Origin of the sequence: Actinoplanes sichuanensis, from assembly GCF_033097365.1 — a bacterium.
GTDB classification, from domain to species: domain Bacteria; phylum Actinomycetota; class Actinomycetes; order Mycobacteriales; family Micromonosporaceae; genus Actinoplanes; species Actinoplanes sichuanensis.
Map to the genome: position 1 here is coordinate 8,804,050 of NZ_AP028461.1, position 20,954 is coordinate 8,825,003.

16 protein-coding genes and 1 riboswitch are annotated in these 20,954 nt (G+C 68.7%); of the genes, 7 read left to right on the forward strand and 9 right to left on the reverse strand.

The window, feature by feature from the left end; genetic code table 11:
- Positions 1 to 12 precede the first annotated feature (12 nt).
- On the reverse strand, positions 13 to 1,932 hold the full coding sequence (glmS, locus tag Q0Z83_RS40340; RefSeq protein ID WP_449701847.1) for a glutamine--fructose-6-phosphate transaminase (isomerizing): 1,920 nt from the start codon (positions 1,930 to 1,932) through the stop codon (positions 13 to 15).
- Between the two features lie 146 nt (positions 1,933 to 2,078).
- Here glmS and Q0Z83_RS40345 point away from each other — a divergent pair, with 146 nt between their 5' ends.
- Positions 2,079 to 2,846, forward strand: coding sequence for an MmpS family transport accessory protein (locus Q0Z83_RS40345; RefSeq protein WP_317788657.1), 768 nt, complete (start codon positions 2,079 to 2,081; stop codon positions 2,844 to 2,846).
- Between the two features lie 51 nt (positions 2,847 to 2,897).
- Positions 2,898 to 4,058, forward strand: a complete 1,161-nt coding sequence (locus Q0Z83_RS40350; protein ID WP_317797248.1) for a pyridoxal phosphate-dependent aminotransferase — start codon at positions 2,898 to 2,900, stop codon at positions 4,056 to 4,058.
- 14 nt (positions 4,059 to 4,072) lie between these two features.
- On the opposite strand, the gene glmM is transcribed toward Q0Z83_RS40350, so the two are convergent.
- The 3 genes from glmM to rplM all read right to left on the reverse strand — a co-directional run bounded on the left by glmM (position 4,073) and on the right by rplM (position 6,559).
- Positions 4,073 to 5,425 (reverse strand): phosphoglucosamine mutase, encoded by a 1,353-nt coding sequence (gene glmM / locus Q0Z83_RS40355; RefSeq protein WP_317788658.1) that lies wholly within the window; start codon positions 5,423 to 5,425, stop codon positions 4,073 to 4,075.
- A gap of 172 nt (positions 5,426 to 5,597) precedes the next feature.
- Complete coding sequence (gene rpsI, locus Q0Z83_RS40360; protein WP_093618721.1) at positions 5,598 to 6,095, reverse strand: 30S ribosomal protein S9; 498 nt, start codon at positions 6,093 to 6,095, stop codon at positions 5,598 to 5,600.
- A gap of 20 nt (positions 6,096 to 6,115) precedes the next feature.
- Positions 6,116 to 6,559: a 50S ribosomal protein L13 gene (gene rplM / locus Q0Z83_RS40365; protein WP_014440773.1), complete on the reverse strand. Its 444-nt coding sequence runs from the start codon at positions 6,557 to 6,559 to the stop codon at positions 6,116 to 6,118.
- Positions 6,560 to 7,188: 629 nt separating this feature from the next.
- Between rplM and Q0Z83_RS40370 the strand changes: the two genes are divergently transcribed.
- Positions 7,189 to 8,334: a uroporphyrinogen-III synthase gene (locus Q0Z83_RS40370; RefSeq protein WP_317788660.1), complete on the forward strand. Its 1,146-nt coding sequence runs from the start codon at positions 7,189 to 7,191 to the stop codon at positions 8,332 to 8,334.
- Positions 8,335 to 8,339: 5 nt separating this feature from the next.
- On the opposite strand, the gene Q0Z83_RS40375 is transcribed toward Q0Z83_RS40370, so the two are convergent.
- The 4 genes from Q0Z83_RS40375 to Q0Z83_RS40390 are packed head-to-tail and all read right to left on the reverse strand — an operon-like array spanning position 8,340 to position 12,327.
- Complete coding sequence (locus tag Q0Z83_RS40375) at positions 8,340 to 8,957, reverse strand: GTP-binding protein (protein ID WP_317788661.1); 618 nt, start codon at positions 8,955 to 8,957, stop codon at positions 8,340 to 8,342.
- Positions 8,938 to 9,300, reverse strand: coding sequence for a DUF742 domain-containing protein (locus tag Q0Z83_RS40380; protein WP_317788662.1), 363 nt, complete (start codon positions 9,298 to 9,300; stop codon positions 8,938 to 8,940). Before Q0Z83_RS40380 ends, Q0Z83_RS40375 begins: the two co-directional genes overlap by 20 nt.
- A gap of 43 nt (positions 9,301 to 9,343) precedes the next feature.
- Positions 9,344 to 9,751: a roadblock/LC7 domain-containing protein gene (locus tag Q0Z83_RS40385; RefSeq protein WP_317788663.1), complete on the reverse strand. Its 408-nt coding sequence runs from the start codon at positions 9,749 to 9,751 to the stop codon at positions 9,344 to 9,346.
- Positions 9,748 to 12,327, reverse strand: a complete 2,580-nt coding sequence (locus Q0Z83_RS40390; protein ID WP_317788664.1) for a sensor histidine kinase — start codon at positions 12,325 to 12,327, stop codon at positions 9,748 to 9,750. The genes Q0Z83_RS40385 and Q0Z83_RS40390 overlap by 4 nt, the downstream gene beginning before the upstream one ends.
- A 648-nt stretch (positions 12,328 to 12,975) precedes the next feature.
- On the opposite strand from Q0Z83_RS40390, the gene Q0Z83_RS40395 reads away from it, so the two are divergent.
- From Q0Z83_RS40395 to Q0Z83_RS40410, 4 genes are all read left to right on the forward strand, one after another.
- On the forward strand, positions 12,976 to 14,628 hold the full coding sequence (locus tag Q0Z83_RS40395) for a hypothetical protein (protein WP_317788665.1): 1,653 nt from the start codon (positions 12,976 to 12,978) through the stop codon (positions 14,626 to 14,628).
- Between the two features lie 274 nt (positions 14,629 to 14,902).
- Complete coding sequence (locus Q0Z83_RS40400) at positions 14,903 to 15,322, forward strand: ribonuclease domain-containing protein (RefSeq protein ID WP_317788666.1); 420 nt, start codon at positions 14,903 to 14,905, stop codon at positions 15,320 to 15,322.
- 229 nt (positions 15,323 to 15,551) lie between these two features.
- Positions 15,552 to 15,626: riboswitch (cyclic di-GMP riboswitch) on the forward strand.
- Between the two features lie 17 nt (positions 15,627 to 15,643).
- Positions 15,644 to 16,054 carry a hypothetical protein gene (locus Q0Z83_RS40405; protein ID WP_317788667.1) on the forward strand — a complete coding sequence of 137 codons (411 nt, stop codon included), beginning with the start codon at positions 15,644 to 15,646 and terminating at the stop codon, positions 16,052 to 16,054.
- Positions 16,055 to 16,155: 101 nt separating this feature from the next.
- Positions 16,156 to 19,149, forward strand: coding sequence for a DUF5305 family protein (locus Q0Z83_RS40410; protein WP_317788668.1), 2,994 nt, complete (start codon positions 16,156 to 16,158; stop codon positions 19,147 to 19,149).
- A gap of 247 nt (positions 19,150 to 19,396) precedes the next feature.
- On the opposite strand, the gene thiC is transcribed toward Q0Z83_RS40410, so the two are convergent.
- Positions 19,397 to 20,926 (reverse strand): phosphomethylpyrimidine synthase ThiC, encoded by a 1,530-nt coding sequence (gene thiC, locus Q0Z83_RS40415; RefSeq protein WP_317797249.1) that lies wholly within the window; start codon positions 20,924 to 20,926, stop codon positions 19,397 to 19,399.
- Between the last annotated feature and the right edge of the window lie 28 nt (positions 20,927 to 20,954).

A 20,954-nucleotide genomic window follows, 5' to 3' on the forward strand; every position in this document is an offset into this window, starting at 1 on the left:
CTCAGCGGCTCTTCACTCGACGGTGACCGACTTGGCCAGGTTGCGGGGCTGGTCCACGTCGTAACCGCGGGCCGAGGCGATCTCACAGGCGAGGATCTGCAACGGCACCGTGGTCATCAGCGGGGCGAGCAGCGTCGGCGTGTGCGGCACATAGATCAGGTGATCGGCGAACTGCCGGACGTCCTCGTCGCCCTCCTCGGCGATCACGATGGTGCGGGCGCCCCGGGCCCGTACCTCCTGGATGTTGGAGACGACCTTGTCCCGCATCACGCCGCGCCCCTGCGGGGACGGCACCACGCAGACCACCGGGGTGCCCTTGTCGATCAGGGCGATCGGGCCGTGCTTGAGCTCGCCCGCGGCGAAACCCTCGGCGTGGATGTAGGCGAGCTCCTTGAGCTTGAGCGCGCCCTCCAGCGCCACCGGGAAGCCGACGTGCCGGCCGATGAAGAGCATCGTCGAGGCGGTCTTGAGATCCCGGCCCAGGGCCCGCACCTCCTCCATCCGGCCGAGCAGGTCACGCAGGTTGTCCGGGGTCCGGCGCAGACGCGACACCACGGCGGCGACCTCGTCGGCGTACATGACGCCGCGGATCTGGGCCAGGTGCAGGCCGATCAGGTAGCAGGCGACCAGCATGGTGAGGAACGCCTTGGTGGACGCCACCGCGATCTCCGGGCCGCCGTGGGTGTAAAGGACGGCGTCCGACTCACGGGGGATGGTGGAGCCGTTGGTGTTGCAGATGGCCAGGACCCGGGCCTTCTGCTCCTTGGCGTGCCGGATCGCCATCAGGGTGTCCATGGTCTCGCCGGACTGGCTGATCGCGATGACCAGAGTGGACCGGTCCAGGATCGGGTCGCGGTAGCGGAACTCGCTGGCCAGCTCCACCTCGCACGGGATGCGCACCCAGTGCTCGATGGCGTACTTGGCGACCATGCCGGCGTGGTAGGCGGTACCGCAGGCGACGATGAACACCTTGTCCACGTCGCGCAGGTCCTGGTCGGTGAGGCGGACCTCGTCCAGGATGATCTCGCCGCGCTCGGAGAGCCGGCCGATCAGGGTCTCGGCGATCGCCTGCGGCTGCTCGGCGATCTCCTTGAGCATGAAGTACTCGTAGCCGCCCTTCTCCGCGGCCGAGGCGTCCCAGTCGATGTGGAACTCGGTGCCGATGGCCGGCGAGCCGTCGAAGCCGGTGATCTCGATACCGGCCGGGGTGATCAGGACGACCTGGTCCTGGCCCAGCTCGATCGCCTCGCGGGTGTGCTCGATGAACGCGGAGACGTCACTGGCCAGGAAGTTCTCCCCGTTGCCACGGCCGACCACGAGCGGCGAGTTGCGCCGGGCGGCGACGACCGCGTCGGGTACGTCGACATCGACGGCGAGCAGGGTGAAAGCGCCTTCGAGCCGGTTGGCGACGCGGCGCATGCCCTCGGCGAGCATGGCCGGGCCGTCCTCCGCACCGGACTCGCGCAGCTTGCGCATCTCGGCGGCGAGCAGGTGGGCCGCGCACTCGGTGTCGGTGTCGCTGCGGAACTCGACGCCGGTGGCTTCGAGCTCGACGCGCAGACGGGCGAAGTTCTCGATGATGCCGTTGTGGATGACGGCGACCCGGCCGTCGACGGAGACATGGGGGTGGGCGTTACGGTCGGTCGGCCCGCCATGGGTGGCCCAGCGGGTGTGGCCGATGCCCGTGACGCCGGCCTCGATGCCGTCGCCGGACCGCTCGGCCAGCGCCTTCTCCAGGTTGGCGAGTTTGCCCGCCTTCTTCTCGGTCTTGAGCAGGCCGCCGTCGACGATGGCGACGCCCGCGGAGTCGTAACCGCGGTATTCAAGGCGGCGGAGCCCGTCGATGACGATACTCAATGCCGGACGATTACCTACGTAACCCACGATCCCACACATGACGGGCAGCCTAACCGACTTTCGCTCATCCGTCATGCTCGGGAGGACCACTTATGAGCATCGCATGTGATCGGAAGCCTAGTCCAACCAGGTCGTCACCTCTGTAGGCCGTACGGGTGGTTGATCCTCGCCGTGCGGCGCTGGCGTACCGTCGGAAGACGGTGCCCCCACCGGGAGGAAAGATGAGCGATCCGAGCGAGCCGCGGCAGCCACCCCGCCCACCGCACTTCACGCCGCCGCCCGACTACCCCCCGACCGCTCAGTTCCCGCCGGTCGGCCCCGATCCCGGCTATGCGCAGCCGCCGCCGTACGACCCGAACAGCGGCTACCCGCCACAGCCCGGCTACTCCCCGCCGCCCGGCTACCCGCCGCAGCCCGGCTACGGTCCGCCGCCCCGACCGCCACGGCGCAGCAAGGCGCCGCTGATCGCCCTGGTCCTGGCGATCACACTGCTGCTCTGCGGTGGTGTGGTGACGGCCTCGGTGCTCCTGGTCAACCGGACGGTCGACAAGGTCAACGAGGTCACCGACGACGCCAAGAAGGCCGCCGAGCCGCTCACCGAGCCGACCTTCCCCGACCTGCTGCCCTCCGGCGTGCCGGGCCTACCGGGCCTGCCGACCGACTTCCCGGCCCTGCCGACCGACCTTCCGGGCCTCGGCGAAGGCAAGGAGATCACCGTGACGTATGAGGTGAGCGGCGACGGTCCGGCCGAGATCCTCTACATGGAGAAGCTGGACGGCACACCGAAGCGGGTCGCCAACGCCAAGCTGCCCTGGAAGATCACGACCACGATGAAGAACCCGTCGGTGGTCTCGGTCATCGCGGTGCGCACCAGCGTCGACTCCGGTTCGATCAGCTGCCGGGCCACGGTCGACGGCAAGACGGTCACCGAGCACACCGCCGAGGGCGGCCTGGCCACCGCCAACTGCTACGAGCTCGTCCTCTACTGACCTCACGCTCTACTGATCCCACGGCAACCAGGGAGCACGGTGACCACCTCGATCCCGGCGGATCCCCTCGTCGAGCGGATGCGCCCGTTCGGCACGACGATCTTCACCGAGATGTCGGCGCTCGCGGTCCGGACCGGGGCGGTCAACCTCGGTCAGGGCTTCCCGGACACGGACGGACCGGCGGAGATGCTCGCCGCGGCCGCCGAGGCCCTGGCGAGCGGGGCCAATCAGTACCCTCCGCTGGCCGGCATTCCCGTGTTGCGGCACGCGATCGCCGCCCACGAGCAGCGGTTCTGGAGTCTGGAACGGGATCCGGACAGCGAGGTGACGGTCACCGCCGGAGCCACCGAGGCGATCGCGGCGGCGATCCTGGCGCTCTGCGAGCCGGGTGACGAGGTGGTGTGCTTCGAGCCGTACTACGACTCCTACGCCGCCTCGATCACACTGGCCGGGGCGGTCCGGCGGCCGGTGACGCTGCGACCGGAAATGGGCGGGCGGTACGAGTTCGACGAGGCGGCACTGCGGGCGGCGTTCGGGCCGCGCACCCGGCTGGTACTGCTCAACACCCCGCACAACCCGACCGGCAAGGTCTTCTCGGGTGCGGAGCTGACGCTGATCGCCGAGCTCTGCCAGGAGTACGACGCGTTCGCCGTCACCGATGAGGTCTACGAGCACCTGGTCTTCGACGGCGAGCACATCCCGCTCGCGACCCTGCCCGGGATGCGTGACCGCACGCTGCGCATCTCGTCGGCGGGCAAGACCTTCTCCTGCACGGGGTGGAAGGTCGGCTGGGCCACCGGGCCCGCGCGACTGGTCTCCGCGGTGCAGCGGGTCAAGCAGTTCCTGACATTCGTGAACGCCTCGCCGTTGCAGCCGGCCGTGGCGGTCGCGCTCGGGCTCCCGGACGCCTACTTCACCGAGTTCAACGCCAGGATGCGGGCGAACCGGGATCGTCTGACGGCCGGACTACGCGACGCCGGGTTCGGGGTGTTCCCGTCCTACGGGACGTATTTCGTGACCGCCGACATCCGGCCGCTGGGCGGAACGGACGGCGTCGAGTTCTGCCGTGCGCTGCCCGCCCGCTCCGGGGTGGTGGCGGTGCCGACCCAGGTCTTCTACGACCATCAGGACGCGGGCCGGCACCTGATCCGCTTCGCCTTCTGCAAACGCCTCGACGTGATCGACGAGGCGGTTCGCAGGTTGCGGGGCTAGGCGGGTTCGACGGGCTAGGCCGGGCTGGCCGACCGGACCTCGTCGGCGATCCGCTCGGCCACGGCGCGGGCCTGATCCTCGGTGGCGGCCTCGACCATCACCCGGACCAGCGGCTCGGTGCCGGACGGACGCAGCAGCACCCGACCGGTCTCACCGAGCTCGTTCTCGGCGAGCGCGACGGCGGCCTGCACGGTCGGGGCGGAGGCGCCCGCGTCCCGGTTGCCGACCTTCACGTTGATCAGCACCTGCGGCAGCTTGTGCACCACGGCGGCCAGGTCGGCGAGCGACTTGCCGGACGCGGCGATCTGCGACATCAGGTGCAGGCCGGTGAGCACGCCGTCGCCGGTGGTGGCGAAGGCCGGCATCACGATGTGACCGCTCTGCTCGCCGCCGAGGGCGTAGCCGCCGTTCTGCAGTTCCTCCAGCACGTACCGGTCGCCGACCTTGGTCTCCAGCAGCCGGATGCCGGACTGCTTCATCGCGATGCGCAGCCCCAGGTTGCTCATCACGGTGGCGACCAGGGTGTCGTCGGTGAGCGTGCCGGCGTCGCGCATGGCGAGCGCCAGGATCGCCATGATCTGGTCGCCGTCGACGACCTCGCCGGCGGCGGTGACGACCAGGCAGCGGTCGGCGTCGCCGTCGTGGGCGATGCCGAGGTCGGCACCTTCCCGGAGGACCGCTTCCCGGAGCGAGTCGAGGTGGGTGGAGCCGCAGTCCAGGTTGATGTTGAGCCCGTCCGGCTCGGCGTGGATGGCGATCACCTCGGCGCCGGCTTCCCGGTATGCCACCGGCCCGACCTCGCTGGCCGCCCCGTTGGCGCAGTCGACCACGACCTTGAGCCCGTTGAGCGGGTGCGGGATCGACTCGACCAGGTGCTTGATGTAGTACTCGGCGCCGTCGAGCAGGTCGTTGACCCGGCCGATCCCGGCGCCGGTGGGGCGTCCGACCAGTCCGTGGCCGTCCTCGATCGCCTTCTCGATGCGCTCTTCGAGCTCGTCCGGCAGCTTCGTGCCGCCGGCCGCGAACAGCTTGATCCCGTTGTCGGGCATCGGGTTGTGCGACGCGGAGATCATCACCCCGAGGTCGGCGTTGGTCTGCCCGACGAGGTAGGCGACAGCCGGTGTGGGAAGTACCCCGACCCGGACCACGTTGGCTCCGGCGCTGGCCAGCCCCGCGACGACGGCGGCTTCGAGCATCTCGCCGCTGGCCCGGGGGTCACGCCCCACGATGGCGAGCGGCGGGTGACTGCCGTCGGTCTCGACCAGCACCCGGGCCGCCGCTACGGCGACCGACAGGGCCAGTTCCGGAGTGAGCAGATCGCCGTTCGCGAGGCCGCGAACGCCGTCCGTGCCGAAGAGTCGCCCCATGGCGGCTTCCTTTCACCGGTGATTGCGACCTCAAGCCTGCATCAGTGTTCGGCTGGTCACGAGTACCGGAACGGCTAGTTGGGGAGGGAGTCGAACCTAAACATCGACGGCCGAGCACACCCCTTGAGAAAAGGGGCGTACTCGGCCGTCGATACGGACCGAGGCGCAAAAATCAGCGCTTCGAGTACTGCGGAGCCTTACGGGCCTTCTTGAGACCGTACTTCTTGCTCTCCTTGACCCGAGCGTCACGGGTCAGGAAGCCGGCCTTCTTCAGAGCGGGACGGTCGTCCGGGTCGCTCTCGATGAGGGCACGGGCGATGGCGAGGCGGAGGGCGCCGGCCTGGCCGGTGATGCCACCACCACGGAGGTTGGCGATCACGTCGAACTGCTCGGTCCGCTCAGCGGTGACGAGCGGCTCACGGATGAGCTGCTGGTTGACCTTGCTCGGGAAGTAGTTCTCGAGGTCACGGCCGTTGCAGGTGATCTTGCCGTTGCCGGGCACGAGACGCACCCGGACGATGGCCTCCTTGCGGCGGCCGACGGTCTGGATCGGACGTCCACCGGGGCGCGGGGCGCGGACCGGGGCCGGCGCGGCCGTCTCGACGACGACGACCGTCTCAGCGGGCTCCTCGACGGTCTCGACGACCTCGGGCTCGATGATGTCGGACATGCTGCTGCCTTCTCCCGCGCTCACTGCGCGATCTGCTTGATTTCGAACGGCTGGGGCTGCTGAGCGGCGTGCGGGTGCTCAGCGCCCGGGTAGACCTTCAGCTTCTTGATGATCTGCCGCGCGAGCTTGTTGTGCGGGAGCATGCCCTTGACGGCCAGCTCGATCGCCTTCTCGGGGCGCTTGGTGAGCAGCTCCTCGTAGCCGACCTGCTTCAGACCACCCGGGTAGCCGGAGTGGCGGTAGGCGACCTTGGTCTGCCGCTTGTTGCCGGTCAGGGCGACCTTGCCGGCGTTGATGATCACTACGAAGTCGCCGGTGTCGACGTGCGGGGCGAACGTCGGCTTGTGCTTGCCACGCAGAAGGTTCGCGGTGTGGGTGGCCAGGCGACCCAGAACGACGTCAGAAGCGTCGATAATGTGCCACTGACGCTCGATTTCACCCGGCTTCGGGCTGTACGTACGCACAGAATTACCTTGTCTCGTCGTCGGTCTGAGGGTGCGCGCTGGCCGCATCGAGCCGATGCGTCAAGCAACCCCGCAGAGGGACCACTCGCATCAGTCGCACAACAGCAGGCAACGATACCCGGCTGCGCGGCGTGTGGTCAAAACAGGCAGTGTTCAGGGCATAAAACATCCGGCGAAGGTTCTGGTTGCAAACCCTCAGCCCGATGAACTCCAAACGAGCCCAGCATACTCCGCACCGCGGACCCCCTCACAGCGGGTCGCACCCGGAAGACCGGGCCGACTTAGCAGGCTCGAAACAAATGGGACGCTCATAGGAAATTCCACCCCGGCACGCTTCGGTGCATGGCCAACGGTGCGGACCTCAGGACGACGCGGCCCGGCATTGGCCGAAGCCGCGCCTTCTGGCGCACCATGGAGAGACCATCGTCAGGGTTGAGGACGGACCTGACGGTGTTCACCGAGCCGGCTCGCCGGTTCGGTGCAGAGGAGTCGCGGCGTGCCCCGGACGGAGGCATGGCGAGGAACGCAAGCGTGACGTGGGAGCGGGTCTACGCTGAGGACGGCGGGCTTCGAGCGTGCCCTTCGGTGGACCGTTCGGCCACGCCGCGACTTCTCGACCCGGGGATCGGATGACCGACCGGACCCCGGGCGCCCGACGGGCGGTGCTGACGGCGGCCGCTCTGGCGGAGCCGGCCTCCGCGCTGTCCGGCTACACGATCGGCGTCACCGCCGACCGTCGCAAGGACGAGTTGGCCACCCTCCTGGAGGCGCGCGGCGCCCGGGTGGTGCTGGCCCCGGCCCTGCGGATCGTTCCGATCTCCGACGACGCCGAGCTACGCGCCGCCACCCGCGCCTGCCTCGACACCCCACCCGACATCGTGCTGGTCAACACCGGTATCGGTATGCGCGGCTGGCTGGAGGCGGCGGAGAACTGGGGTCTCGGCGAGCCGCTTCGCACCGTGCTCTCCCGGGCTTACCTGGTGGCCCGCGGGCCGAAGGCACGGGCCGCGGTCCGCGCCGCCGGGCTGCAGGACCGGTGGTCCCCCGAGGGCGAGGGCTACGAGGAGGTCGTCGAGCATCTGACCGCCCGCGGGGTGGCCGGATTGACCGTCGCCATGCAACTGCACGGGGAGAGCCAGCCGGAGTACACCGAGGCTCTGGAGTCGGCCGGCGCCCGGGTCATCGAGCTGCCGGTCTACCGCTGGGCGCCGCCGACCGATCCGGCACCGCTGCACCGGCTGACCGATCTGATCATGGGGCGACTGGTCGATGCCGTGACGTTCACCTCAGCCGCCGCCGTGCAGGCCGTGCTGCGTGCGGCCGGGCCCGGTACGGACAGTCTGCTGGACGCTCTCCGGGACGACGTGATGGCCGCGTGTGTGGGTCCGGTCACCTCGGCTCCGTTGCGTCGCCTCGGCATCCCGGTGGCCACTCCCCACCGGGCCAGGCTGAGCGCGCTGGTTCGTACCATCGTGGATGAATTGCCGAAACGGGCCGTGACGTTCCAGGTGTCCGGCCACTCGATCACCCTCCGCGGCCATGCCGCGGTGGTAGACGGCGAGCTCCGTCCGCTGGCGCCCGCCCCGATGGCGGTCCTCCGGGCGCTCGCCAACTCCCCCGGCCGGGTCCTGTCCCGCGCCGCGCTGCTCCACGCCCTGCCCCGTGGCGCCGACGAGCACGCCGTCGAGATGGCGGTGGCCCGACTCCGGGCCGGTCTGGCCGTGCCCGGAGTCGTGCAGACCGTCGTGAAACGCGGTTACCGGATCCCCCTCTGAGGGGATCAGCCGACGGGCGTGGCCCGCTCGTGCTCGGCCACCAGCGTCGTCATCGCGTGCTCGACCACACTGATCAGCACCGACTTCACCGAGTCGCGGTGGCGGGCGTCACACATCACGAGCGGCACCCGAGCCGGAATGGCCAGCGCCTCCCGGACCTCCTCCGGTTCGTAGCGCGGTGCGCCGTCGAAGCAGTTGACCGCGACGAGGTACGGCAGATGCCGGTTCTCGAAGTAGTCGAGGGGCGCGAACGCGTCGGTGAGCCGGCGGGTGTCCACCAGCACGGCCGCGCCGACCGCGCCACGGATCAGCTCGTCCCACATGAACCAGAACCGGGTCTGCCCGGGTGTGCCGAACAGATAGAGGATCAGGTCCTCGGCCATGGTGATCCGGCCGAAGTCCATGGCGACCGTGGTGCTGCCCTTCTCCGGCACCTTGGAGGCGTCGTCGATCCCCTGGCCGGCCACCGTCATCACCGCTTCGGTGGTGAGTGGCTCGATCTCGGAGACCGCCCCGACGAGAGTCGTCTTACCCACGCCGAAGCCACCCGCGACCACGATCTTCGCGGAGGTGATCTCGGCGGGATTCGGCCGCGTCCGCTCCTCAGAGCTTGCGAAGTCCACCCAACACCCTTCCCAGCAGGTCCATCCGCTCCGTGAAGCCGGTCTTGGGAGCGGCACTGTGCAGCTGTAGCAATCCGTCGGCGACCATGTCGGCGACGAGCACCCGGGTTACCCCCAGTGGTAACCGGGTGTGCGCCGCGAGCTCGGCCAGCGAAATCGCTTTCGGCTCACACAGCACGGCGATGCGGTACTTGTCGTGTCCGGCGAACCGCGCCTCTTGCACGGCCGCCGGACTCGCGAACAGGAGCGCCTCGATCGGGATGTCCCGGCTCGGTTCGGTCCGGCCGCGCGTGACCGCATACGGCCGCACCAGGTTGCCCCGGGGATCATGCGGCTGTGTCATGTCGCGGTCACCTCGTCTCCGCCAGGGCGATCAACCCCGGCGACTAGTGGCTGACGGCCTCGCGCGCCGCTGGCGACAATGCCGCGCCGACGCGCTCCACCAGCAGGGCCATCTCGTAGCCGACCTGACCGACATCGCAACTGCGCGCTGCCAGGACCGCCATCGATGAACCGTCGCTGATGGACATCAGGAAAAGATAGCCGCTGTCCATTTCGATGATGGTCTGTTGCACCGCGCCGGCGTTGAACATCCGGGACGCGCCGTCCGTGAGACTGACCACGCCGGAGGTGATGGCGGCGAGCTGGTCGGCGCGATCACCTGGCAGGTCCCGGGACGAGGCCAGCAGCAGCCCGTCGGCGGAGACCGCGATCACGTGCGCGATGCCCGCGACACTGTCCGCGAAGTTGCTGAGCAGCCAGCCCATGTCGTGCATGGTGGGGGGCCTGGTCACTGTTCGTTCTCCTTAGGAGCCTGTGTTGCCGCGGCGGCGGTCTCGGCAACGCCGTCCGTCCGCCCTCGTTGCACTCCTCTGTGATACGCGGAAAGTAGCCCGCGAACCTCATCCGGACTGCGCCGCTGTTGCGCCCGCGGGGTGGCCTCCACTCCGCCGGGGACGAGTTGGGCCTGCGGGATCCGTTTGGGGAGCCCGGACCGGGTGATACCGGCATCCTTGGGGTCGGACGCCGCCATGGCGCGATGCCAGCCCTCGTCGGCCGCGGTCCGCCAGCGCTCGTCCCCGTTGGTCGGGCGCGGTTTCGGGGCGGGCTGGGCCGGAGCGGTCGGCGGTGTCGGCGGCGGGGCGTACCCTGCGGTCGGCATGCCGTGGCTGTCGGCCTTCTCGTCCTCACCCTCGAACCAGCTGTGCTGCATCTCCATCTGAATGGACGCGGGCGGCGCCAGCGGGGGCGGGGGCTCCGGTGCCGCTTCGGCGGCGGGAACCGGATCCACAGGTTTCGGAACCCGCGTCGGCAACTTCGGGCGGTTCGGCGTCGGGTTCAAATCCAATTCGGACATGGGTACGCCCAAAGGCGCCGTCCGCACCGGAGCCGGGGCCGGCGGTGGAGCGGTACGCACCACCGGCCGTGCCTCCGGGCTGCGGGGGATCCCGATCGGCAACTGGGGCGGCGGTCCCGGCCGGGTCCAGCTGGCCGCCCGCGGTGGCAGCGGGCTCGGCGCGCCCGGCATGACGATGATGTCGGCGGGCAGCGTCACCTCGGCGACGACACCGCCCTCCGGCCCGGGTCGCAGCTCGACCCGGATGCCGTGCCGGGACGCCAGCCGGCCGATCACCGCGATACCCATCAGCCGGAACACCGAGGCGTCCACATCGGCCGGTTCGCTGAGCTTGATGTTGAGCTGTTCCATCTGCTCGGCGGAGATGCCCAGGCCGCGGTCCTCGATCCGGATCACGGCGTGCTCCCCGAGCCGCCCGGCCTGCGCCATCACCACGGTGTCCGGCGCGGAGAAGCGGGTGGCGTTGTCGAGCAGTTCGGCGATCAGCCGGACCACGTCGTTGACGGCGGCCGCGGTGATCAGTACGTCGGTGTCGACGGTGCCGAACTCGATCCGGTGGTAGAGCTCGATCTCCGACTGGGCGGCCCGGAGCGCGTCGATCAGCAGCGCGTCCTCGCGGCGCGGGGTGCCGACCTCGGCGCCCGCCAGCACCAGCACGTTCTCGTCGTTGCGGCGCATCCGGGTGGCGAGGTGGTCGAGTTCGAAGAGGCGGGCCAGCCGCTTCGGGTCCTCCTCCATCCGCTCGATCTGGTCGAGCTCGCCGATCATCCGGTCGACCAGCGACTGGCTACGCCGGGCCAGGCTGAGGAACATGGTGGAGAGGCTGATCCTCAGGGCGGCCTGCTCGGCGGCGACCCGGATGGCCTCCCGGTGGACCATGTTGAACGCCTCGGCCACCTCGCCGAACTCGTCACGGTCGGCGAGGTTGATCGGGTCACGGCTCTGCGCCACGATCCGGTCGACGCCGCCCTCACCGAGGCTCTCCACGTCCTGGAGCAGGCTGACCGCCTCGGGCAGGTCCCGGCTGGCCACCGCGAGGGCGCCCTCCCGCAGACGGCGCACCGAGAGCAGCAGTGACCGGCCCAGATAGACGGCGATCGTGACGGTCGCGATCAGGACCACCAGCACCGTGATGAACTCGACGGTGGCCAGGCGGGTGGTGGAGGTCCGCGCGTCCTCGGCGAGGGTGACGGTCTGCTCCTCCAGTTGCCGTTCCACGCCACGGAACAGCACCGTCACGTCACCGAAGGCATCCGAGACCTCGTCCAGACCGGCTGCTCCGTCACCGGTCAGGCGGGCGCTCAGCTCGTCGGCACGGGCGATCGCCGGATCGGCGAGCACCGAGTCGACCAGGGCGACCTGGTCGCGGGTGGCCACCTCACGGAGGTCGGCGAGGGCCGAGGCGCGGGTGGCCTGCGCCGCGATCAGCGCCCGCTGCCGCTCGGCGTCGAGGCTGTCGGTGGCCCGGGCGATGTACGCCAACGCGGCCTGTTCGGTGGCGGCGCTCTCCAACTCGGTGAACGCGGCGACGGTACGCAGGCCGTCGGCGACCTCACCGCGCTCGGCGATCTGGCTCAGCAGGTTCTCGTACCCGTCGAGGCCGGCCAGGACGGCGCCGTAGCGCTGCGCCACGTCGGCCAACCCCGGCACGCTGCGCGCGTCGACCGCGGTCCGCAGGTCGGTCAGGCTGCCCAGTTGGGCCTCGATGGCGGTGAGGCGGGTCTCGACCCGTTCCGGGATCAGTACGATCGCGGCCCGGTCGGTACGGAACTCCCGCGCCTGCGAGTCGACCGCCTTGACCGCCTCACGGAAGCCGGTGACCGGCCCGTCCGGCGTGGCCAGGAACTCGACGGCGGCCATCCGCTCGTCGTGCAGCAGTCGGCTCAGGTTGGAGATGTCGGTACCCAGCTCGGCGAGTTGCGCGACCCGCTCGGCGTCACTCGCCTCCTGGCCGACCTGGAGCAGCCGCATCGACGAGACACCGGCCACCGCGAGCAGGGGGAGGACCAGCATGCCGGCGAGCCGGCTCCGAAGTCGTGGCCGCCGCTGACTCCGTAGGCCCCGTCGCGCAGCCAGGGGCGAGGATCCCGTGCTCACGACATCTCCTTCACGGTCGTCCCCACTCCGCGCCACGGCGGGAGGCGGCCCCTTCCGGGCCGCGGTCCGGCCCCGTCCGATGGCCGCAGCAAGGCCCGCGCCGTTTCCGGCACGGCGGCGATTTCATCAGAACGCCAGGCCTTTTGGGAAGTCTGGATCCTCCTGTAAAAGGCTCCGCTGTCCGGGTGATAAGTGCGCGCGACTTCGCCCGGCGTCAACTCGCCCGGTGTTGACGTGCACGAATACGTCACGCACAACCGTCCGTGAGGTCATGATCACCGGACACCATCAGGATTCCAACCACTATGTGGGAGTTCTGTCCCGCGACCTCGATGAACACGTTGACAAGGTTTGGCGTGACATGACGGACTCGTTGTCCGTGCGCGACAGTGTCCACTCTGGACTCAACAGTTGGCAAGTCGCTCGGGAGTTGCCCGCAAGTCACCGTAAGTGACCGATTTTTGATCGATGAACGTCGATCATAGACGCACGCGACTTTAGGCTGCCTTAAGAAGACGACCCCGGACTGGCGCATCATGTGGAACATTCCGTAACGTGCCCACCATGGCATTTCGGAGCTGGCTGAAGCTGCTGGCCGCCACCACCATGGCGGCCGCGGTTGTCGGGGCCGGTCAACTCGGCATCGCCTACGGGCTGGGCATGGTGCGGCTCGACCAGACTTTGGAACTCACTCAGCGTGACCAATGGACAGCGCAACTGGCCTGGGTCGCATGGATCACCATGACCGCCGCCGCCATCGGTGCCGTGGTCGCGACCGGCCTGCGTCCCCGCTGGTCAGCGCGCCCGGTCAGCGCCGGCGGCGCACTCGGGATGGGCCTGGCGGCGGGTCTCGGCGCCCTCGCGGTACTACCGCTGACCATGCAACCGGCCCGCGCCGCCCAGATCGCCGGCGTGCAGCCGGTCCTGGTCATCGGCATCTGCGCCGGCCTGGGCGCGGCCACCGGCATCTTCGCCGGTTACGCCGCGGCGGCCCGCGCCGTCGCCCGCTGGAGCGTCGCCACCCTGACCGTCGCCGTCTGGTCCGTCGCCCTGATCTCGCTCGCGCCGTCCCTGCTGCCCGGCCGCACCCAGGACGCCGCCCGTCTCGGCGTCCTCGAAGGCGACCTGATCCCCGGCGCGGTCGTCGAGCACACCCAGTTCGCCACCATGCCGGTCATCGCGCTGCTGGCCGGGCTGATCGTCGGATGGGTCGCCCGCGGCCGAAAGATGCCGACGATCACCGTGGCCCTCAGTGGACTCGCCGGTCCGGCACTGCTGACCGTGGCTTATCTGATCGCCGGCCCCGCCGCGGCCGGCGGCTTCCGCCTCGACCCCTACTGGGGTGCGATGACCGCGGCCGGCGCCGGCGTGCTCGGCTCGGTGCTGGCCGCCATCATCCGCAGCACACCTGAGCCGGCCCGGGCCCCTGAGCCGGAGACCCCGGTCGCCGACACACCCACCGACGCCAAGCCCGAGCCGGGACCCGTCACCGCCTCCGGTCGGGCCACGCTGCCCCGCCGGGACGTACCCGTGCAGTCCGCCATCGCGCAGGCCGCGGCGGTCGCGGCCCGCCGCCCGGAAAACGAGCTGCGTCCTTCGGACACCGGCGTCCTCCCAGTGGCGGTCGCCGAGCGCCCACACCCGCTGCAGGACCTGAGCAGCTCGGCCCCGTCCGGGTTCGCCGCGTACCCCCCGGCGCCCCTACCGGGCGGCGCCACGCCGGCCACCGCCTACCCTCCGACTCCTTCCGCGGGCGGCGTCGCACCGGCCGTCACCCATCCCCCGGCACCCCTGCCCGGCGGTGTCGCGCCGGCCACCGTCTATCCCCCCGGCTCCTACAGCCAGGCTTCCGCGGAGCCACGTTTCTCCGGGCAACAGCAGCAGGCGCCCGCCAAGGCCTCAGGCGGTCTGCGACGCGGATGGCGTACGCGTAAACAGCCCCCCGAGCCACAGCCCGCCTCGCCGTCGCCGGCACTGACCGGCGACACCGGATCATTCAACGGTTTCGCCGCCACCCAGCCCGGCCCACGCACCGGAATCGACACCGCCGAACACCCGCGGGTCGCACAGCGGGCCCCGCTGACCCCGGAGCCGACGCCGATCAGCGCCCCACTGCCCCAGCCGACGCCGATCGCGCCACCGCCCACCGCGCCCAGCGCGCAGGGCCGCAAGGAAGACGAGTACGTCAACTGGGTCAACGGCCTCGGCGGAGCCTGACCAGAAACGTCGAAGGCCCGGACACGATCACGTGTCCGGGCCTTCGTCATCACCTGCCGCCGCCCACCGCGTCACATCGACGTTGCCGCCGCCCTCTCCCCCGGTTGCATCGTCGTGAACTCCTGGCCAGAGCCCTGCCGCCGGAGTTTCGCCGCCGTAAAACATCGGCAAACGCCGATGGAATGATGGGATCGGGAGGTACCGCGAAGCACTCAAAGAAGTGACGATTGTCGATGTCCGGGTTCATCCCCCACCGAACATCGGGAGTCCGAACATGATCACCCGCATCGGCCGGTTCTTCTCCGGCCTGGCCCTGGTCCTGGCCCTCTCCGGGACCGCCCTCATCGCCCCCGCGGTCGTGTCACCGACGTCGACCGACGCGGCTCAGGCGGCCGTCTACAGCACCTGCACGATCAGTCGCTGTTCGGCCGCGCGTACCGCTTTCACCGGCTGGCAGTCCCTCGGCTGGCCCACGTCGGCCGGCTGGTACTCCTGGCCCTACGGCAACTACAACTACACCGGCGGCCAGTTCTACAACCGCGAGGGCCAGCTCCCCACCGCCACATACAGCGAATACGACGTCTACTCCCGCGCCCGAGGCGCTTCCCGCGACGCCTACCGCATCGTGGTCAACCGCAGCACCCGGGTCGCCTACTTCACCCCCGACCACTACGTGACCTTCTACAAGCTTTAAACCCTCTTCTTCTGTACGCGCGGCGGCCGTCCCCCGACGACCGCCGCGCTTGCGTTTGTGGCTGTTACCGCATGGCTGCCCGTTCCCCGCAACCAACCGGCAACCGCATAACACCGCCGCTGATCTAAGGCAGCGAAATCCTGAAAGTCCCGCGAAAAACCGTCCCCCGAACCATCAGCAGGCCCCCTCCCCGACCGAAACAACTGGCGCAAGCAACGAGCACCCGCTCGGCCGACAAACGCAAACCCGTCGCAAGCCGGGGACGCAAAGCCACAGGGCCCACGAGGCCGGCTGGGCTACCGACCAAGGGGAGACACACATATGCGCAACATGATCCAGCTGCTGGGCGGCGTCGCCGTCGCCGGCGCCGTCGCCGCCGGTTCCACCGCCTTCACCGCTTCAGGCCTTAGTGGGGCGCCTGCGTCCACCTTCGTCGGCGGAAAGGCTTCGCTCGGCGTCAAGGGTGCGGTCATGTCCTCCTTTGCATTTGACTTCGACGGCTCCGACCCGAACAAGATCACCGGCCTGCACTTCAACCTCATGGACGACGCCGGCGCTGCCCTGTCAACGAGCCCGCAGCCCACGGTCGTGGTCACGGTCACGGGTGATGTAACCAACGCCACCGATGCCACGCCCACTTGCGTTCGCACCACCAACACGTGGCAGTGCAATGCCGATGGCAGCAGCGCCTACTTCACGGCGCTTACCAACGTCGCCGTTCAGGTTTCATGAGAGGCTGAATAACGAGCCTCGGTTCGGGTGGGTCTCGTCGAGACCCACCCGACTCATCGTTTGACGGAGTCAACATTCGCCCGTCGATTCGTCGTCTAGTCATGGCCGCCGTCCTTGCGACGGCGGCCATCGGTGCGTGGGGCATCAAAACTGAACAACTGTCATATGTCGTAACCCACGGCATCAGCATGCAACCCACGTACCACGCTGGCGATCTCGTAATCCTCCTCAAGTTCGATTCATACGAGGTGGGACAGATTGCCGCATACGATGGCACGGACGGCGTAGAAGTCTTGCACCGGATCATCGGCGGCAGTGCCGATACTGGGTTTGTCTTGCAAGGGGACAACAACAAGTCGATCGACCATGCCCAGCCCAAGTCCGATGAATTGATCGGACGTGCCGTCCTGCATATCCCCAAGGCTGGCACCTGGATCCAGCCCCTGCTCAGTCCTACCGGGCTGGGGATGCTCGGCTTCTTGTTCGTCAGTGGTGGAGCGGCCCGCGCCAAGTCGAGGCGCGACATACTGCGTGGTCGCAGCAGGAAGAGAGTGAAGGGCATGTCTGGCGGAGGCGGCTCTTGGGCAACCGCAGCGGCCGTGTTCAAGGCGGTCAGCCGTCTACACCCCGCCCTTCGAGTGTTAGCCGCAGTCACCGTTGTGTGTGGCGTCCTAGGCCTCGCACTCGGCTCACTTGGATGGATTAAGCCGGTCACCGAGATCGTTACGGGAACTGGAAGACCCGGCGAATCGATGACCTTCGCCTACTCTGCCGAAGTACCGCACTCTGCGGCCTACGACGGAACGACCGTCTACTCACCGGATCCGGTATTTCGGAAACTTGCCGGGCTGATCGATCTCCACCTGAACTATCGGGGAGAGGCAGGCCGGATCGAGGTTACCGGTCGCCTCGCGGCCCAAAACGGCTGGCACAAGACCCTTCAGTTGTCCCAGCCACAACAGTTCATGACTGACCGATATACCGGGACGGTTCAAATCAATCTTGAAGCCATCGATCAGCGCATTGCAGCCGCCGGCACGGCGATCGGGGCAGATATGACCGGAACTACCCTCGCGATCACCGCTCGCGTAGAGCACAACGACGGTACCGTCTTCGAGCCGCAGATCTCCCTGAACGTTTCTCCGCTTCTCCTCACGCTCACCAGCGGCCCACAGTCACTAGTGGTGGATCAATCGAGCGCCTCGGTAGGCAGCAGGATTCAGGATCGTCAGATCGGCGCCTTCGGCTACGACCTGGTCACCGCGGCCTCTGCTCGGAAGTATGCCGTCTATCTGATCCTCGCTGCATTGGCCGGAGCCGGAATCGTGGCATGGATGGCGCTGGGGCACGTGCCCTTGCGAACTCGCACCCAGATCCAGCGCCGCTACCCACACCTGATCGTTCCGGTGGAGCCGATGGCCAGCCCTCCTGGTAAGCCTGTCGTCGTTGTCGATACCTTCCCGGCGCTGGTGAAGCTTGCTGAGAAATACGGGCAACTGATCCTCACCTGGACTCGGCCTGATGGTGCGGACGACTTCGTGGTTCGGGATGAAGGCATCCTCTACCGGTATCGGATCGAGCCGAACTTGGTTCCGGTCGTCCCGGCGAAGGTTGAGAGGCAGCCGGCCGCCTCCTCTCCCTCGGGGCGGGTCGCCCCCGGGGCCGGGACTGTACCGCCTCTGCAACTGCCGCCGGTTCCCGAGACGCCACCAGAATTGCAAGCCGATCTGCGGGAAGCCGAAGACCCTGCCAGGCTCGAAGGCGCCCCGGTGAACAAGACGGCGCCCCGCAAACGCGCCTCTCGTACCGCAGCCGCCAAGGCCGCCGCGAAGACGACCGCCACGAAGGCTGCCCCCACGAAACGCGCTCCGGCGAAAGCCCCCGCGAAACGCACCCGCGCACAGGCGAAGACCCCCAGCGCTCCCGCTCCCGAGGCAGCCATGACGGCGGCATCCGAAATCGCGTTCTCCCCCGACGAGCCGACGCAATCGGCCTTCGACGCCGGCGGTCTCGAAGCAGGTGGGCCGGATGTGACCACCGATGCCGCCCAGAGTCCCGGGACCGGCGTTACCGCCGAGGCCATTGTCGAAGCGATGGATCTGCAGCCGGAACGGGTTCCGACGGACGAAGCCTCCGCCAGCACTCCCCTGCCTGGGTCGACCACTGACAAATCCGGCACCAGTCTGGCCGCCGAACCCGAACTGAAGACGTCGCCAGAATCTACGTCCGATTCCGGGCAGCCGGAACAGGACCCGGCGGCGCTCGCCATCCCACCGGAAACGCACATACCCGAGGACACATCGTCCGCGCACCCGGAAGGACTAAAAGTCGAGGCGGATTTACTCCCCTTCGAGCGGGGCCAGGTTACGGCCGGGACCGAGGACCCGGACCGAGATGCGGCCGAAACGGAGCACCCCGTCGCTCAGGCGAAGGTGATCACCCCCTCACCGGGCGCGGAAGCCGCAGAACCAGTCGGCCACGCCGCCAAGCCCGAACATTCAACGACGGGTCCGAAGGCCCAGACCGCCGCGCCCGGACAGTCAACGGTAGAACCAGATGCCACCGCCCTCGGGCCCGGACGACCAACGACCGAATCCGAAAGCACTGTGGCCGAGCCTGCGCCGACCGAACCCGCGGGTCCAGAGGGCATCGAACCCGAACCCGCTCCGGAAGCGATCCGGCTAGAACCGTCGGCTATGACCGAAACCACCCAGGCGGAATCCACCACAGCACCGGAGACGGCCCGGCCCGAGGCGACGGATTCCCGGCCTTCGCGGAGTCAGCAGCGGACCAGCCGCCGAAAGGGCCGCTCGCGTCGCTCCCCGCAGCCGGCCATGGACGAGCCACCCACCGCAGACCGACCCGCGTCGGCGGACGAGCCCGTCGAGCAACCGACCGCAGTAATTCCCGACGCCCCGGCCAACGAGGCGCGCGAGGCAATGAAGGACCTGGCCGACCGCAACCGCCCCATCACCACGCCAGAGCCGGAACCCGAGGCTCAGCCCGAGCCGAAGCGCGAACCCATCTACGACTTCCTGCCGGCGGCGAAGCGCGCCCCGAGCCCTCCAGACCCTGAAGACGAGCCGGAAGCTTGACCTGCACAGGCAGCCGAGGGCCGAGCGGATCTTGCACGATTCTCCCCGCCTCTACGACCTTGCCGAATTCTTCCCAGCAGCGAATCGGCCGCAAGATCCACTTGGCTGTGCGGACCTTGCGGGCCAATACCGACCAGAACTGAAAAGTTCGCCATATCAAATCAGATGTGGAGTTTCGCGCAAGATCCACGCGCCCGCCCGGCGACCGCAACGACGGCGAGAGCGACAACGGCGCCGAATCGTCGTCCTAGGCGGTAGGCGTAACCGGCAGGTAGACCCGTCCACCGGCGTCCACGAACTCCGTCGACTTGGCCTTCATGCCGGCCGCCCGGATCTCGTGGCTGATCTTCATGGAGCAGAACTTCGGCCCGCACATGGAGCAGAAATGCGCCGTCTTGGCGGGCGCCGCCGGCAACGTCTCATCGTGGTAAGACCGCGCGGTGGCCGGGTCCAGCGCCAACTCGAACTGGTCCTCCCACCGGAAGTCGAACCGGGCCCGGGACAGCGCGTCATCCCACTCTTGAGCACCCGGATGCCCCTTGGCGATGTCCGCCGCGTGGGCCGCGATCTTGTAGGCGATCATCCCGGCTTTGACGTCTTCCTTATTGGGCAGCCCGAGGTGTTCCTTGGGCGTGACGTAGCAGAGCATCGCCGTCCCGAACCACCCGATCATGGCGGCTCCGATGGCCGAGGTGATGTGGTCGTAGGCGGGCGCGATGTCGGTCGCGAGCGGCCCGAGCGTGTAGAACGGCGCCCCGCCACACAGTGAAACCTGCAGATCCACGTTCTCTTTGATCTTGTGCATGGGTACGTGCCCGGGCCCCTCGACCATCACCTGGACGTCGTACTCCCACGCGATATGGGTGAGTTCGCCGAGGGTGCGCAGCTCCGCGAACTGGGCTTCGTCGTTGGCGTCGGCGATCGATCCGGGACGGAGCCCGTCGCCGAGGGAGAACGTGATGTCGTACTCCCGGAAGATCTCGCACAGCTCCCGGAAGTGGGTGTAGAGGAAGTTCTCCCGGTGCTCGGCGAGGCACCACGCCGCCATGATCGACCCGCCGCGGGAGACGATCCCGGTGACCCGCTCAGCGGCCATCGGCACGTATTCGAGCAGCACACCCGCGTGGATCGTCATGTAGTCCACGCCCTGGAGCGCCTGCTCGATGACGGTCTCCCGGAAGATCTCCCAGCTGAGACGAAGCGGGTCACCCTTGACCTTCTCGAGCGCCTGATAGAGCGGCACCGTGCCGATCGGGACGGGCGAGTTCCGTACGATCGCCTCCCGGGTCTCGTGGATGTGCGGTCCGGTGGACAGGTCCATCACGGTGTCCGCGCCCCACTGGGTGGCCCAGGTGAGTTTTTCGACCTCTTCGTCGATCGACGAGGTGACCGCCGAGGTGCCGATGTTGGCGTTGACCTTCACCAGGAACCGCGAGCCGATGATCATGGGTTCGGATTCGGGGTGATTGATGTTGGCGGGCAGCACGGCCCGTCCCGCGGCGATCTCGTCGCGCACGAGGGTGGCCGGGACTCCCTCGCGGATGGCGACGTACTCCATCTCCGGCGTGATGATCCCGGCGCGCGCGGAGGCGAGCTGGGTCCGCCCGGTCTGCCACGGTTTCCGCAGCGGGGGCAGCCCGGCCGAGGGTTCACTGCCGGGACCGGACGTGTCGTACAGGCGTACCGGCGGGTTGTCGCCGGTCAGCACCACCTCGGTGAACGGCACCCGGATGTCCGGGCGGGGACCTTCCACGTAGACCTTGCGCCGCATGACCATTCCTCCCCAAAGTTGGATAAAACCGGCG

Coding starts and splice junctions, on each gene's coding strand:
- glmS (WP_449701847.1), bottom strand. CDS start 1,932: ATGACGGATGAGCGAAAGTCGGTTAGGCTGCCCGTCATGTGTGGGATC.
- Q0Z83_RS40345 (WP_317788657.1), top strand. CDS start 2,079: ATGAGCGATCCGAGCGAGCCGCGGCAGCCACCCCGCCCACCGCACTTC.
- glmM (WP_317788658.1), bottom strand. CDS start 5,425: ATGGGGCGACTCTTCGGCACGGACGGCGTTCGCGGCCTCGCGAACGGC.
- rpsI (WP_093618721.1), bottom strand. CDS start 6,095: ATGTCCGACATCATCGAGCCCGAGGTCGTCGAGACCGTCGAGGAGCCC.
- Q0Z83_RS40370 (WP_317788660.1), top strand. CDS start 7,189: ATGACCGACCGGACCCCGGGCGCCCGACGGGCGGTGCTGACGGCGGCC.
- Q0Z83_RS40380 (WP_317788662.1), bottom strand. CDS start 9,300: ATGACACAGCCGCATGATCCCCGGGGCAACCTGGTGCGGCCGTATGCG.
- Q0Z83_RS40390 (WP_317788664.1), bottom strand. CDS start 12,327: ATGCTGGTCCTCCCCCTGCTCGCGGTGGCCGGTGTCTCGTCGATGCGG.
- Q0Z83_RS40395 (WP_317788665.1), top strand. CDS start 12,976: ATGGCATTTCGGAGCTGGCTGAAGCTGCTGGCCGCCACCACCATGGCG.
- Q0Z83_RS40400 (WP_317788666.1), top strand. CDS start 14,903: ATGATCACCCGCATCGGCCGGTTCTTCTCCGGCCTGGCCCTGGTCCTG.
- Q0Z83_RS40405 (WP_317788667.1), top strand. CDS start 15,644: ATGCGCAACATGATCCAGCTGCTGGGCGGCGTCGCCGTCGCCGGCGCC.
- Q0Z83_RS40410 (WP_317788668.1), top strand. CDS start 16,156: ATGGCCGCCGTCCTTGCGACGGCGGCCATCGGTGCGTGGGGCATCAAA.
- thiC (WP_317797249.1), bottom strand. CDS start 20,926: ATGGTCATGCGGCGCAAGGTCTACGTGGAAGGTCCCCGCCCGGACATC.